Origin of the sequence: Bacillus sp. 007/AIA-02/001 (assembly GCF_004634455.1) — a bacterium.
Classification (GTDB): domain Bacteria; phylum Bacillota; class Bacilli; order Bacillales; family Bacillaceae_G; genus Bacillus_A; species Bacillus_A cereus.
The window spans coordinates 121,580-135,247 of sequence record NZ_SEIY01000001.1; the positions used below are offsets into that span (position 1 = coordinate 121,580).

The window sequence follows — 13,668 nt, forward strand, 5'->3', positions numbered from 1 at the left end:
AATCCGAAGTGATGAGCGCTTCGGATTTTTTAGTACATTTTTTACTTATTCCCCTCTAACAAAATCTTCTCTATCTCCTCAAAGTGATGAGCGCGAGCATGCTCTAGCGGAGTAACACCATCATTGTCTGGAATATTTACATCTGCACCGTGCTCAATAAGAAGGCGAATGACTTGTTGCTGTGTTTCGTTTCCGTTACTTAGTACGATGGCTTCCATTAAAGCTGTCCATCCCAAGTTATTTACATGATTTACATCAATATTTGTTTGAGTGAGTAGTTCTTTTATAACGTCAATATAGCCATGTTCTGAGGCTGGGATAAGAGCTGTTCCGCCGTAACGATTTGTAATCGTAGGATCTGCACCAGCATCAATTGTTAGTTTTAAAATGTCTAAGTAACCTTCCGCACCGGCGTATAGAAAGGGATTATTTTTCATGTCATCTTGGATATTTACGTCAGCACCAGCTTTGATAAGTGCCTTTGCGGTTTTTACATCATTTTTGTATGTAGCAATCATAAGCGGAGTACGTCCTTGACTATCCGTCGCATTTATATTTGCGCCTTGTTTTAGTAAAGATATAACAGTATTCGTTTCATTTTTTTCAGTAGCTGCTAGTAGTGCAGTCTCCATGTTTATCATCTCCTTTTTTACTTCTTGTTCTTGCGAGCATCCTTGTAAAAAAATTACGCAACATATCATACTGAATGTTTTTTTGAACATGGAATTTCAACCTCCTAATTTCAACTGTAAAATAGGAACATTAAATTTTTATAAACTGACGCTAAAATTACTATAAAATCGCTTGAGTAATTGAACATATATTTTTATGCTTATAAATAATAAGGTTTGATAAAGTGAGGATTTAAGATATGTCTATTAAAACAAGGTTTTTATTTTCTTATATTGCTGTTATCCTCGTTTCCATTACGCTTATATTAGTCACGGGATTTTTAATCGTTTTTTCGATAACAGGTGACTTGGAAGCAGTGAAAAATTTCTATAAAAGTTCTTACATTCAAAAGCCGCTTACACCAGAAGAAGAGAATGCCTATCTTGAGTTGAAGTCAGCAGCCAAACAGCATCAATCTCAATTGTTAGATGAGTCGTTTGTCTCAGCAATAGAAAAAGAGGGTGTGAAAATAGTAGTAAGAAAAGGAGAAACACTTTCATATGCTTCAAACGTATTTGAAAGTGTATCTTTAAAAGAAGCCCTTCCGAAATTTGAATCAGCAAATATTAATAGTCGTGGTACAACGGAACTAGGCGATACATTTTATCGATATGTAAAGTTTGATTTTTATTTTCCTCAGGAAGAAGAGGGAAGTATATTTGTATTAAAAAAGCAAAGTTCATTTGTAGATCTTACACAAAAATTATTTCCAATCTTATTCGTATCGCTTTTACTACTAGCCATTTTACTCATTGGATTATTAAGTTACCTCGTTTCAAGAAGTGTAATAAAACCAATTTTTGTATTGAAAGGCGCAACGGAGAAAATTAAAGAAGGAAATTTAGATTTTCAAATACCAATTACATCCCAAGACGAAATAGGGCAATTAAATCAAGGGTTTGAGGAAATGAGGAAGAGATTAAAAGAATCGATAGAGATGCAAACACAGTATGAAGAAAATCGAAAAGAGCTTATTTCAAACATCTCTCATGACTTAAAAACACCGATTACATCAATTATAGGATATGTAGAAGGAATAAAGGACGGGGTAGCAAATACGCCAGAAAAAATGGATAAGTATTTAACAACTATCCATACGAAGGCAAAACATATGGACACACTCATTGATGAACTATTTTTATTTTCGAAGCTCGATTTGAATCGAGTTCCATTCCAGTTTGAAACAGTTGAATTAAATACGTTTATGCAAGAATTAATAGAAGAGATGCAGATGGATTTAAGTAAAGAAGGTATAGAAGTGCGCCTACAGTTACATGCATCACCACTATATGTAACGGCTGATTGCGAAAAGATCAATAGAGTTATATCAAATTTAATTCATAATAGTGTGAAATACATGGATAAAGAAGAGAAGAAAATTACTGTAACAGTATCGAGTGATAATAATAAAGTTATTGTGAAAGTGATGGACAACGGATCAGGTATAGAATCTGATACATTGCCGTATATCTTTGAACGTTTTTATCGTGCAGAGCAATCGCGGAATTCTAGCACAGGTGGAAGTGGACTTGGTTTAGCAATAGCGAAGCAAATTGTTGAAGAACATGGCGGGGAAATTTGGGCGGAAAGCGAGCTTGGTAAAGGCACAAGCATTTTCTTCTCATTGGAAAAAGTAGAGGAATGTGGTGAGTAAATTGAAAAGAATTTTATTAATAGAAGATGAAGTAAGTATTGCAGAATTACAGCGAGATTATTTAGAAATTAATGATTTCCAAGTTGATGTAGAGCATTCAGGAGAAATAGGTTTACAAACAGCTCTGCAAGAAGACTATGATTTAATTATTTTAGATATTATGCTTCCGAAAATGAACGGATTCGAAATTTGTAAACAAATACGTGCTGTAAAAGATATTCCGATTCTACTTGTTTCAGCAAAAAAAGAAGATATAGATAAAATTCGCGGACTCGGATTAGGAGCGGATGATTATATAACGAAACCGTTTAGCCCGAGTGAATTAGTCGCAAGAGTAAAAGCACATATTGCCCGTTATGAAAGATTATTAGGAAATGTAAGTAAGCAACGTGATACGTTATATATTCACGGAATTTCTATTGATCAACGAGCGAGAAAAGTTTTTATAAACAATGAAGAAGTTGCGTTTACAACGAAGGAATTTGATTTATTAACATTCTTTGTCACACATCCAAACCAAGTATTAAATAAAGAACAGTTATTTGAACGCATTTGGGGATTAGATTCCGCTGGGGATTTAGCCACTGTTGTCGTCCACATTAGAAAGCTACGTGAAAAAATTGAAAGAGATCCTGCTCACCCGCAATATATTGAAACAGTATGGGGAGCTGGTTATCGTTTTAACGTGTAATATACCTGCCGAGTAATTGGCAGGTTTTTTATGTTATTTGTCAAAAGGAAATAATAGGTAATTTGTGTTAAGATATAAAGAGAGATAAAACATAGTAGAGCATGAGAGGGTGTGCTACATTTTGGGAGATACATTACAAGATAATAAATCAAACAAGGTCTTAAGGATTGGAACTAATATTATAATTATTTTATTAATTATTGGGCAATACAAATGTTTTATGATAAAGATTATACAAATGATCATTTCGGCTGGTTATTTTTAGTATTAGGTTGGATAGTTAGAAGCATTTTTAATATTACGATAGGTTTAAAAGAAGGAGATAAAAAGTCAATGTTGTTTGATGTAGGTTTGGTGCTCTTTTCCTTTTATCTTTTATTTTTATATAGTACGAAATATTTCTTCTGAAAATTTAGCTCATAGTCTTATAGAGACTGTGAGCTTTCCTTAATAATAACGGTACTGGCGTAACGATTTATAAAATATTTGAGTAGTAGAAGTAAACAGGGTCGCTTCTTCTAAAAAAGGATAATGGTTGCTGTTTTCGAATGGAATGAAGATAGAATTACGTATCCCATCATGTATCTCGATAGAATATTGAACTGGACACTGCACATCATATCTTCCGCATATAATAAGTGTCTTTGTTTGGATGAAAGGTAAATACTCTCTTAAATCAAATGAAGGATATTCATTGGCGAAAGCGTTCATCCGGCTAACGGACATTGTTTTATTGATTGGTTTACAAAAATAAGAGTTGTAGTTTTCTGGTTTATACAATGATAATTTTGTTCTCTCAGTAGATAGTTCTTTTCGTTCTTCACTTGTAAGGTGAGGGCTTTTTAAGTTTTCGATGAGTTTTTGCATATAATGAAACTGTGGATGTGCTGGGTGATAAATGCAAAATGGTGTTTCGGTATAGTTACTTGCTGCAGCTCCTGCTACGACTAATGATTGTAAGGAATTTGGATATGTAATCGCATATAAAAGTCCAAGCATACCACCTGTTGAATGACCGGCGAAATGCCATGTTGGAAGTTGTAATGCTTCTCGTATTGCTTCTAAGTCGTGGATTGTTTCAATCATGCTTAATTCGTTTTCTGACTGGGCGGTTACAGAGCGACCAGTATCTCGTAAATTAATGAGAAATACACGATGCGTAGCAGTAAAAACATCCGCAAAGTAATCACCAGTTTCATTAAATTGTGAATAGTGATGTGTAATACAAAGCGATTCGCCATTTCCTTTTGTAAAGAGTTCAAATGTACCGCGTTTCGTGTTGATTATTTGTTGTGTCCACATAATATCACGACCTTTTCTCATAAAAGTTGGGCCAGACTGTTATAAAATGAAAATATATCAGCGATTATTAGAATATATCGGCGCAACTCGGAATATATCAGCGATTATCAAAATATATCGGCGTAACTCGGAATATATCAGCGATTATTAAAATATATCGACTTATCGACAGAAAACGACAATAATAGCAAGCTTTAAATAAAAGGAGGCTATTCAAAAACGAGCCTCCTTTTCGTTTAGTATAAAGATTTTGTCATATTATTCCGAATAATTTCAAGGGATTTCGCTACAGTTAATGCGTTTTTTTCTTCAATTTCTGGTTTACGGGGGATAGGTTTATACATGTTGTCTGGATCTTCCCATGTGAGGGGAAGTTCTGTTTCTGCTTGTCCTTTCCAAGCTTCAATCCATTCTGGAGGGAGATAACCTGAGATGTTTTGGATGTTGTTCATTTCGAGCCAAATGAGTGCCCATGCTCTTGGTACGACACGCCAATGGTCATAGCCGCCACCGCCGACAGCGATCCAGCGACCTTCGCAATATTCATTAGCAATTTCACGAGCGAGCTTCGGTATTTCGCGGTAAATATTCATTGTCGCACAAAGATGTGTAAGTGGGTCATAATAATGTGCGTCAGCACCATTTTGCGTTAAAATAATATCCGGTTTAAAGTACGCTGCAACTTCTTTTACAACAGTTCGATATGATTCTAAGAATGATTCATCTTCTGTAAAAGCATCGAGTGGAACGTTAAAAGAATAACTATAACCATTACCTTGTCCACGTTCGTTTACAGCGCCAGTTCCAGGGAATAAATAGCGACCAGTTTCATGCAGTGAAATGGTGCATACGTTAGGGTCATCATAAAACGACCACTGTACGCCATCACCGTGATGAGCATCTGTATCAATATATAAGACGCGTAAACCGTATTTCTTTTGAATATATTTCATTGCTATGGAGCTATCGTTATAAATACAAAAGCCAGATGCTTTACCACGGAAGCCATGATGTAAGCCGCCTCCTAAGTTAAGCGCGTGTTTTACTTTTCCGGAAAGAACAGCATCGACAGCTGTTAACGTACCGCCAACGAGCAATGCGCTTGCTTCGTGCATATTTGGGAACATCGGTGTATCTTCTGTTCCGAGTCCATATGTCATTGCAATTGATTTTTCTAACTTTCCTTCTCCAGCACGTTTTACCGCATTTATGTACTCCTCTGTATGAACGTAGGCGATCTCTTCATCTGTAGCCATCCGTGGTGAGATGATTTGAGAGGGAGAGATGAAACCGCCCTTTTGTAATAAATCATACGTAAGTGTGACGCGCAGTTGGTTAAAAGGATGATCAGGGCTAAATGAATAGCCCCGAAAGTCATCCGAATAAATAAACGCGCTACTCATGCCTGCATCCCCATGATGTTTGGCCATAATACGCGGTAACCTTCTGCTTCAAGTGCATCAATCACTTTTAGAGGATTCATCGTTTGAATGCGGAAAACGAGTACTTTATCATTCTCGTCTTTTGCTGGGTAGACGAGAACGCTCACGATATTTATTTGTAAATCACTAAAAATAGCAACGACTTTTCCAAGAATACCAGGTTCGTTTTTTACTTGAATTTCAATTTGCGAACTTGGTTGATGTGCTCCTGTTAATTTTACTAATGTGTGCAGTACTGTAGATTCAGAAATGATTCCAACTAACTTCCCGGCCTTTGTAACAGGAAGACAGCCAATTTTATTTTCAAAAAATAAAGTAGCAATTTCCTCAACGAAATCGAGAGGATGGCAAGTCATAACAGGATGTTTCATAATAAGTTCGAGCGGTTGCTGTAGCATATCGATTGAAACTTGTTCATCTAGAATAGACGGACTTGCATCTCTTACATCCCGATCAGAAATAATGCCTACGACGTGATTATTTTGATCGACAATTGGAATGTGCCGAATGCCTTTCGTGCGTATCGTTCGGATTGCTGTTTCGATTGTATCGTTTGGATGCAATGTAACTACATTTTGATTCATAATTTCTTCTACAATCATTCCAGTTGCCCCCTTTATTAATACATAAAACGATTGTGAAAACGTAGACGATCAAAAGCTTGAATAGAATCCGTATCAACGCGTTTACCGATGCGGACCATTAAACAGTTGGCAGGATGTGAACAAATTTCAGGATCGTCTGTAGCCATCCATTGTAACCCACCAGCATTCATCATCTTCTCCATTACTTTTCGGTATTCCCACACATTCAATCCTGTTTGTTTCAAATCCCAGTGCCAATAATATTCAGTCGTCAATATAATGTAATCTTCCATATAATCGTCCATCATAGAAACCTCTAGTAAGTTCTTTCCGACAGAACTCCCGCGGAAGGCTGGGACTACTTCAATTGCCCCAAGCTCAATTAAGTTTTCCATTTTTCCTTCTGACCATCGTTCAAGTGGATCAGGATACAAGTATGTAACATATCCAACAATTGTTTGGTCATGTCTAGCAATAATGAGACGAGCTTCTGGTAATTTAGAAATTTCGACAATTGCTTTATATTGTTGCTCGGCAGGACGAAACGCAATTAAGTCTGGATGAAACTCATACATTTCTAAGTTATGTGTAGAGACAGGACCTTCAATAATTAAAGTGCCTTTCGCTGTTTTTAAGTTTCTAGCATTATATATTTTTTTATGAATCAATGTATTGCTCACCACCTTGAGGGTTTGTGAATCTATTAATATCGTACTTTATAATATATGCGATGTGAATCGAAATTTGTCATTAAAAATTTGTCTAAAAATCAACAAATATACTGAAAATTTTAAATAATGTCATTATAATAGATAATAGAATACATAGGAGGGGGATGTAAAGTATGAAAGTAGAAACGCTTCCTGTCATTAAAGGAGAAAATAATTTGCCGAATTATGATGAGGCATACGCGAATTTTAACTGGGAAGAGGTTAATAAAAACTTTACTTGGAATGAAACAGGCCGAGTAAATATGGCGTATGAGGCAATTGATAAGCATGCGAAATCCGATCGAAAGAATAAAGTAGCTCTTTATTATCAAGATGGATCGCGAAAAGAGAAATATACATTTAAGGAAATGAAGGATTTTTCTAATAAAGCAGGAAACGTCCTTAAGAATTATGGCGATGTAGAAAAAGGCGATCGCGTTTTTATTTTTATGCCACGTTCTCCAGAGTTATATTTCGCACTTTTAGGTGCAGTGAAATTAGGAGCAATTGTTGGACCGCTATTTGAAGCATTTATGGAAGGCGCAGTTCGCGATCGCTTAGAAGATAGCGAAGCAAAGGTGTTAATTACAACGCCTGAATTGTTAGAGCGCGTACCATTAAATGATTTACCGGCTTTAAAAACAGTTTTCCTTGTTGGAGATAATGTAGAAGAAGGCGGTAAAACGGTAGCGTTCAATCCTTTATTTGAACAAGCTTCAAAAGAATTACATATTGAATGGTTAGGCCGTGAAGACGGCTTGATTCTACATTACACGTCTGGTTCTACTGGTAAGCCAAAAGGTGTGCTTCATGCGCAAAACGCAATGGTTCAGCACTATCAAACGGCGAAGTGGGTATTAGATTTAAAAGAAGACGATGTATATTGGTGTACTGCTGACCCGGGCTGGGTAACTGGAACAGCTTACGGTATTTTCGCACCGTGGTTAGTTGGAGCGTCAAATGTTATTTTAGGTGGACGCTTTAGTCCAGAAGCTTGGTATGAAGCGCTGCAAGATTACGGTGTAACGGTTTGGTACAGCGCACCAACAGCATTCCGTATGTTAATGGGAGCTGGACAAGACGCAATTAAAAAATATGACTTATCACAAGTGCGCCACGTATTAAGCGTTGGTGAGCCGTTAAATCCAGAAGTAATTCGCTGGGGTATGAATGCATTTGGACTTCGTATTCATGATACGTGGTGGATGACAGAAACAGGTGGACAAGTTATTTGTAACTACCCTTGTATGGAAATCCGTCCAGGCTCAATGGGTAAACCAATTCCAGGTGTGAAAGCAGCGATTGTTGATAATGAAGGAAATGAAGTGCCTCCTTACACAATGGGTAACTTAGCAATTGCGAAAGGGTGGCCATCTATGATGCGCGGGATCTGGAATAACCAGCAAAAGTATGAATCTTATTTCATGCCGGGAGATTGGTACGTATCAGGTGACTCTGCCTATATGGATGAAGATGGATATTTCTGGTTCCAAGGACGTATTGACGATGTAATTATGACGTCAGGTGAGCGCGTTGGTCCGTTTGAAGTAGAAAGTAAATTAATCGAGCATGCTGCTGTTGCAGAAGCTGGTGTAATTGGTATTCCTGATCCGGTGCGCGGCGAAATTATTAAAGCATTTATCGCACTTCGAGCAGGATACGAACCATCTGATGAATTAAAAGAAGAAATTCGTCAATTTGTAAAGAAAGGCCTAGCAGCTCATGCAGCACCACGACAAATTGAATTTAGAGATAAATTACCGAAAACGAGAAGTGGTAAAATTATGCGACGCGTATTAAAAGCGTGGGAGCTGAATTTACCAACAGGTGACTTATCAACGATGGAAGATTAAGAGGGAAAGGTCTGAACGAAAAATGTTCAGGCCTTTCTTTTTTATGATATCATGAACTTGTATATATAAGTTAAAGGGGATAGTATGATGAAAACAGAAAAGGAAAAGATGATACTAGGAGAAATGTACATACCGGCTGATCCAGTTTTAGTACAAGAAAGAGAGCAAGCACGTATATTAACGAGAAAATTAAATGATACGCCAGAAGAGCAATTAAAAGAGCGTAGCGAAATCGTAAAAGAATTATTCGGAACGACAGGAGATAATATTCATCTTGAATCATCTTTTAGATGTGATTACGGCTATAACATTCATGTCGGTGAAAATTTTTACGCGAACTTTGACTGTACGATTTTAGACGTATGCCCGGTAACAATCGGAGTGAACTGTATGTTAGCTCCAGGTGTTCACATTTATACAGCAACGCACCCACTTGATCCAATTGAGCGTATAAGCGGATCAGAATACGGAAAATCAGTTACAATTGGCGATAACGTATGGATTGGCGGAAGAGCAATTATTAATCCAGGTGTAACAATTGGAGACAATGCGGTGATCGCATCTGGTGCTGTCGTAACGAAAGATGTGCCTAATAATGTAGTAGTTGGCGGGAATCCTGCGAAGATTATAAAAAAACTAAAATAATATTTGAACGAAGTGCCTTCCTCGTCTGTATACATTTATGAAAGAATAGATGAGGGAGGCTTTTATATGTCTAATAAATTACTCTTTGCGACGTTGTAAAGGATTGGAGAGAAGTGAAATTTCACCTCTATTTGACACGCCTATATAAATGATGGTATAAAGAAAAGTATATGAATAATTGAGCGTGGAAAGGGAGAAGTAGTGATCATTTCCCTGTTTTAGAGAGCTGATGGCCGGTGAAAATCAGCACATAGATGATCGCGAATTACGCCCCTAGAGCATCTTTTTTCGATTGAATTGTATTCAAAAGGGAAAAGACGGTGCTAAGCCGTTATGTAAATAAGGTGGTAGGCTTTTTTGCCTGCAACTAGGGTGGTAACGCGATAATCAAAATCGTCCCTTATTTGAAGGGACGATTTTTTTATGTTTTCAACCTTCACGCCAGTAATGAACTTAAAGGAGAGTATGTAGGATATGGGTATTTTACAAGATCTTGAATTTCGCGGTCTAATTAATCAGCAAACAGATGCTGAGGGCCTTGAGCAATTATTAGAAAAAGAAAGCGTTAAATTATACTGTGGTTTTGACCCGACAGCGGATAGCTTACACATTGGTCATATGTTACCAGTATTAATGTTACGTCGTTTCCAATTAGCTGGTCACCAACCAATCGCACTTGTTGGCGGTGGTACTGGTATGATCGGTGACCCGAGTGGTAAAAAAGCAGAACGTACATTAAATACGAAAGATACAGTTGCTTACTACACAGAAAGCATTAAAAACCAACTTTCAAACTTCTTAGAGTTTGAAAACGTGGACAACCCAGCAACGATGGCTAACAACTACGACTGGCTTGGTAGCTTAGATGTAATTTCATTCTTACGCGATATCGGTAAAAACTTCGGTTTAAACTATATGTTAGCAAAAGATACAGTAGCATCTCGTTTAGAAACTGGTATTTCATTCACTGAGTTCAGTTACATGATTTTACAATCATACGACTTCTTAAACTTATACCAACAACATAATTGCCGTCTGCAAATCGGTGGTAGTGACCAATGGGGTAACATTACAGCTGGTCTTGAATTAATCCGTAAATCAGAAGAAGATGCGAAAGCATTCGGTTTAACAATTCCACTTGTTACAAAATCTGACGGTACGAAGTTTGGTAAAACAGAAGGCGGCGCAATTTGGTTAGATCCAGAGAAAACAACTCCTTACGAGTTCTACCAATTCTGGATTAACACAGATGACCGTGATGTTGTTAAATACTTAAAATACTTCACATTCTTATCTCATGAAGAAATTCTTGAGCTTGAAAAGCAAGTAGCTGAAGCGCCAGAAAAACGTGCAGCACAAAAAGCATTAGGTGCAGAAATGACAAAACTTGTTCACGGCGAAGAAGCATTAGAGCAAGCGATTAAAATTTCAGCTGCATTATTCAGCGGTTCTGTAGCAGAACTAACTGCAAGCGAAATCGAACAAGGATTCAAAGACGTACCATCTGTAGAACGTACTGCAGAAGATACAGTATTAATCGACTTACTTGTAGAAAGCAAAATCTCTCCATCAAAACGTCAAGCACGTGAAGATGTAACGAATGGCGCAATCTACGTAAACGGTGAGCGTACACAAGCATTAGACTACGTTGTAACAGAAAACGACCGCATCGAGGGTAAATTCACAATCATTCGCCGCGGTAAAAAGAAATATTTCTTAATTCGTTACTAATCAGAAACGAATATAAAACAAATAGTACCCCGAATTGTAGGCTGAAAATTCTATGATTCGGGGTTTTTTATGTATAAATTTAGATTGCCTCACGAGATCTTGTAAATAGAATATGAAGAATTAATACGAGCATATAAAGTAAGCTAATAAGCATAACAATAAATGCTGTTGGATAAAATTTTGCCGCATATATAAAGAAATCGATTTGATAAATATCTTCGTAATTTGAAACGGTGCCTTTAAAGTAATTCGTAAACTTGGCACTATATTTCCATTCATCAGGATCATCTATTAAATTACTTCCCTGATACCAATTAATAAGTGCGGAAGTAATAAACAACATACATGCACTACCCAACTGAACCATTTGATTTATTGTCAAAACGAATCAACCTCCTATTTAATGGTTATTATAGCGTGCATTCATATTCCTGTAACCTTTTTGTTGTAATCTCCTTTTCGAGTTCATACGGAAATCACATGTAAGCGGTATGATAAATGTATAACAAATAGAAAGGAGTGGTAAAACAAAATGTCACTAGAAGCGCTCATTATTTTTTCTTTGCTAAACGCGGGTCAACTTGCAGAGAATTCGAAGATGGATGTACATAAAGAGCAGAAAGATGCTTATGTATATGTTCAAAAAGAGGAAAATAAATAATTTTAATATATATAAATAAAAGCTACTCGAAGTAACTGTTTTGGTGTCTTCGGTAGCTTTTTTGTATGCATAGGATTCAAATTTAGTAAGTGAGCTATTTAATAGAGGGTTTGTAGAAGAAACAAGTATAATTAATATGAACTGATAAATTGATAAAAATAAACCGTTATAAACAGGAGGATTTGTATGGAACATAGTGAGGCATCTCAAAGGCTGTTTTTTTGATTTAATCTTTTTAATATTAAGTCCCCCCTGTCAAAAAAAGTTTGTCCTCTGGGGAGGGTAGGTAGCGTAGGGGCACATCAATAGTTGCACTATTTTTTTAAAAATGAAGGGGGGTGAAATGTCTATGAAACTCTGTAAGTATTACATAATAAAAGCCACAACTCATGAAAAGACCTTCTAATTTATTGTTAGTTTATTTGATTAATATTCTTTGTCCACTTTTCGTAACTCTGACTGTGTAAGTCCATATGCCTCTGTTGTACAACCTGCTAACAACATAACAGGCATAGCTGAAGTTAATAGTTTACGTTTCATTGAAATATACCCCTTTGTGTTATTTCTTTTTACTTAGTTCTTTTGTTGCTTTGTCTACTAACTCAGAAGCTTCGTCTAAATCCTTTTTAGCGAATTCAATTGTATCTTTATCATCCTCTTCTAAACCTGTCTGCATGTTTTCTACCCCTGATTTCGAGAATAACATTGCTTTACTTATGTTTATCGGTGTTTTATTGTCTTCAGCTAACTTATAATCTAGTTTATCAATCTTATCAATTAATTCGAAATAAGGTTTCGATAACTCTTTTAACTTTTCAGCCTTCTTCTTATTAGATTTTCTGCTATCTACAAGGTCTTTTATTTCTTCCGTTTGTTCAGTGTAATCTTTAAGTAAGTATGTTGCATTCTTATTATAGTCTTCTTTCTTGTTTTCTTTAACAGAAGCTTCCATTACTTCGTCTTTCTTTTTATCGTTTGACTCACAACCTACCCCTGTTATTAACAACATTGGAATCGCTAAAGTTAATAGTTTACGTTTCATTTTCTCATACCCCTTTAGTATTTATTATTCTACTTCACTTACACTTTGTTCGTCTAATGCTCGAATATCGTCTATTGCTTTACCAAACATCCCCATTGCTTCATTTAGACTCTTTGTACCAATGTCTGCCTTAGTCTCACTTATTTCGTCTACCGATTCTAATATCTTATCCCTTGACTTCTCATAAAGAATTAAAGACTTTTTCAATTCCATTTGCAAGTTTTCGTATTGTTTAGGCGGTTTAATGTCTTGTAATTTCTTAGACTCCGCATACACCTTTTCAAGTTGCGCTTTTACTTTTTCTTGGTTTGTTAGTAAAGTTTTATCCTTTTCCATAATCAGAGTTACTTTTTACATTTCCTTTGCAAAACCCTCTGCTTTAGTTTGTACTTCACCGAGATACATATTTAAAGACATGAACTTTCCCTCCCCTTACAAGAAAATAATACCAATTTAAGAGGGGGATTGTAAACGTAATATTCTGATGATTTAACGATTAAAGAGGTACTCGTCCATTAAGTTTTTTAATCTCATTCGGATGATCTGGTAATGAAGAGGTTTTTAAGGTTGAATGTAAATAGAAAAGGGAAGATATAGATTATGTGCAAATAAATACGTTGTAAAAATAATGTTAAGAAAAGGAGAGTATAGCAAAGAAAAATGAATTATGGGATAGAATGT

At 36.2% G+C, this 13,668-nt stretch carries 14 protein-coding genes, 1 pseudogene and 1 other annotated feature; of the genes and pseudogenes, 7 read left to right on the forward strand and 8 right to left on the reverse strand.

The window, feature by feature from the left end:
- Positions 1-41: 41 nt before the first annotated feature.
- Positions 42-722, reverse strand: a complete 681-nt coding sequence (locus tag ES895_RS00670) for an ankyrin repeat domain-containing protein (RefSeq protein WP_098203078.1) — start codon at positions 720-722, stop codon at positions 42-44.
- A 149-nt stretch (positions 723-871) separates the two neighbouring features.
- On the opposite strand from ES895_RS00670, the gene ES895_RS00675 reads away from it, so the two are divergent.
- From ES895_RS00675 to ES895_RS00685, 3 genes and pseudogenes are all read left to right on the forward strand, one after another.
- On the forward strand, positions 872-2,326 hold the full coding sequence (locus ES895_RS00675; protein ID WP_000023890.1) for a sensor histidine kinase: 1,455 nt from the start codon (positions 872-874) through the stop codon (positions 2,324-2,326).
- 1 nt (position 2,327) lies between these two features.
- Complete coding sequence (locus ES895_RS00680) at positions 2,328-3,017, forward strand: response regulator transcription factor (RefSeq protein ID WP_001986686.1); 690 nt, start codon at positions 2,328-2,330, stop codon at positions 3,015-3,017.
- A gap of 121 nt (positions 3,018-3,138) precedes the next feature.
- A pseudogene (locus tag ES895_RS00685) lies at positions 3,139-3,425 on the forward strand (hypothetical protein).
- A 39-nt stretch (positions 3,426-3,464) separates the two neighbouring features.
- On the opposite strand, the gene ES895_RS00690 reads toward ES895_RS00685, so the two are convergent.
- From ES895_RS00690 to acuA, 4 genes are all read right to left on the reverse strand, one after another.
- A complete protein-coding gene (locus ES895_RS00690; RefSeq protein ID WP_135238130.1) occupies positions 3,465-4,340 on the reverse strand; it encodes an alpha/beta fold hydrolase in 876 nt (291 codons plus the stop codon).
- Between the two features lie 215 nt (positions 4,341-4,555).
- Positions 4,556-5,722: an acetoin utilization protein AcuC gene (gene acuC / locus ES895_RS00695; RefSeq protein ID WP_000092824.1), complete on the reverse strand. Its 1,167-nt coding sequence runs from the start codon at positions 5,720-5,722 to the stop codon at positions 4,556-4,558.
- Positions 5,719-6,363, reverse strand: a complete 645-nt coding sequence (locus tag ES895_RS00700; protein WP_000634578.1) for an acetoin utilization AcuB family protein — start codon at positions 6,361-6,363, stop codon at positions 5,719-5,721. The genes acuC and ES895_RS00700 overlap by 4 nt, the downstream gene beginning before the upstream one ends.
- A gap of 17 nt (positions 6,364-6,380) precedes the next feature.
- Positions 6,381-7,013 carry an acetoin utilization protein acetyltransferase AcuA gene (acuA, locus tag ES895_RS00705; RefSeq protein ID WP_000581388.1) on the reverse strand — a complete coding sequence of 211 codons (633 nt, stop codon included), beginning with the start codon at positions 7,011-7,013 and terminating at the stop codon, positions 6,381-6,383.
- A 176-nt stretch (positions 7,014-7,189) separates the two neighbouring features.
- Between acuA and acsA the strand changes: the two genes are divergently transcribed.
- The 3 genes from acsA to tyrS all read left to right on the forward strand — a co-directional run bounded on the left by acsA (position 7,190) and on the right by tyrS (position 11,284).
- Entirely contained in the window at positions 7,190-8,908 is a 1,719-nt protein-coding gene (acsA, locus tag ES895_RS00710) for an acetate--CoA ligase (protein WP_000862049.1), read from the forward strand.
- A gap of 84 nt (positions 8,909-8,992) precedes the next feature.
- Positions 8,993-9,553, forward strand: coding sequence for a maltose acetyltransferase domain-containing protein (locus ES895_RS00715; RefSeq protein ID WP_002005819.1), 561 nt, complete (start codon positions 8,993-8,995; stop codon positions 9,551-9,553).
- 176 nt (positions 9,554-9,729) lie between these two features.
- Positions 9,730-9,957 (forward strand) — a binding site (T-box leader).
- 70 nt (positions 9,958-10,027) lie between these two features.
- Positions 10,028-11,284 carry a tyrosine--tRNA ligase gene (gene tyrS / locus ES895_RS00720; protein WP_000512086.1) on the forward strand — a complete coding sequence of 419 codons (1,257 nt, stop codon included), beginning with the start codon at positions 10,028-10,030 and terminating at the stop codon, positions 11,282-11,284.
- A gap of 79 nt (positions 11,285-11,363) precedes the next feature.
- Here the strand turns inward: tyrS and ES895_RS00725 are convergent, their stop codons facing one another.
- Positions 11,364-11,666: a YjdJ family protein gene (locus tag ES895_RS00725; RefSeq protein ID WP_000154632.1), complete on the reverse strand. Its 303-nt coding sequence runs from the start codon at positions 11,664-11,666 to the stop codon at positions 11,364-11,366.
- A gap of 150 nt (positions 11,667-11,816) precedes the next feature.
- Between ES895_RS00725 and ES895_RS00730 the strand changes: the two genes are divergently transcribed.
- Positions 11,817-11,945 (forward strand): hypothetical protein, encoded by a 129-nt coding sequence (locus ES895_RS00730; RefSeq protein ID WP_053514539.1) that lies wholly within the window; start codon positions 11,817-11,819, stop codon positions 11,943-11,945.
- A 559-nt stretch (positions 11,946-12,504) separates the two neighbouring features.
- On the opposite strand, the gene ES895_RS00735 is transcribed toward ES895_RS00730, so the two are convergent.
- Both ES895_RS00735 and ES895_RS00740 read right to left on the reverse strand, forming a co-directional pair.
- Complete coding sequence (locus ES895_RS00735; RefSeq protein WP_000823777.1) at positions 12,505-12,987, reverse strand: hypothetical protein; 483 nt, start codon at positions 12,985-12,987, stop codon at positions 12,505-12,507.
- Positions 12,988-13,011: 24 nt separating this feature from the next.
- Positions 13,012-13,323, reverse strand: coding sequence for a hypothetical protein (locus tag ES895_RS00740; protein ID WP_049106949.1), 312 nt, complete (start codon positions 13,321-13,323; stop codon positions 13,012-13,014).
- Positions 13,324-13,668: the final 345 nt, after the last annotated feature.

What these genes read in the sequence shown, in the direction of transcription:
- ES895_RS00675 (WP_000023890.1), top strand. Translation starts at nt 872, where the DNA reads ATGTCTATTAAAACAAGGTTTTTATTTTCTTATATTGCTGTTATCCTC.
- ES895_RS00690 (WP_135238130.1), bottom strand. Translation starts at nt 4,340, where the DNA reads ATGAGAAAAGGTCGTGATATTATGTGGACACAACAAATAATCAACACG.
- ES895_RS00700 (WP_000634578.1), bottom strand. Translation starts at nt 6,363, where the DNA reads ATGATTGTAGAAGAAATTATGAATCAAAATGTAGTTACATTGCATCCA.
- ES895_RS00730 (WP_053514539.1), top strand. Translation starts at nt 11,817, where the DNA reads ATGTCACTAGAAGCGCTCATTATTTTTTCTTTGCTAAACGCGGGTCAA.
- ES895_RS00735 (WP_000823777.1), bottom strand. Translation starts at nt 12,987, where the DNA reads ATGAAACGTAAACTATTAACTTTAGCGATTCCAATGTTGTTAATAACA.
- ES895_RS00715 (WP_002005819.1), top strand. Translation starts at nt 8,993, where the DNA reads ATGATGAAAACAGAAAAGGAAAAGATGATACTAGGAGAAATGTACATA.
- ES895_RS00740 (WP_049106949.1), bottom strand. Translation starts at nt 13,323, where the DNA reads ATGGAAAAGGATAAAACTTTACTAACAAACCAAGAAAAAGTAAAAGCG.
- acsA (WP_000862049.1), top strand. Translation starts at nt 7,190, where the DNA reads ATGAAAGTAGAAACGCTTCCTGTCATTAAAGGAGAAAATAATTTGCCG.
- tyrS (WP_000512086.1), top strand. Translation starts at nt 10,028, where the DNA reads ATGGGTATTTTACAAGATCTTGAATTTCGCGGTCTAATTAATCAGCAA.
- acuC (WP_000092824.1), bottom strand. Translation starts at nt 5,722, where the DNA reads ATGAGTAGCGCGTTTATTTATTCGGATGACTTTCGGGGCTATTCATTT.
- ES895_RS00670 (WP_098203078.1), bottom strand. Translation starts at nt 722, where the DNA reads ATGTTCAAAAAAACATTCAGTATGATATGTTGCGTAATTTTTTTACAA.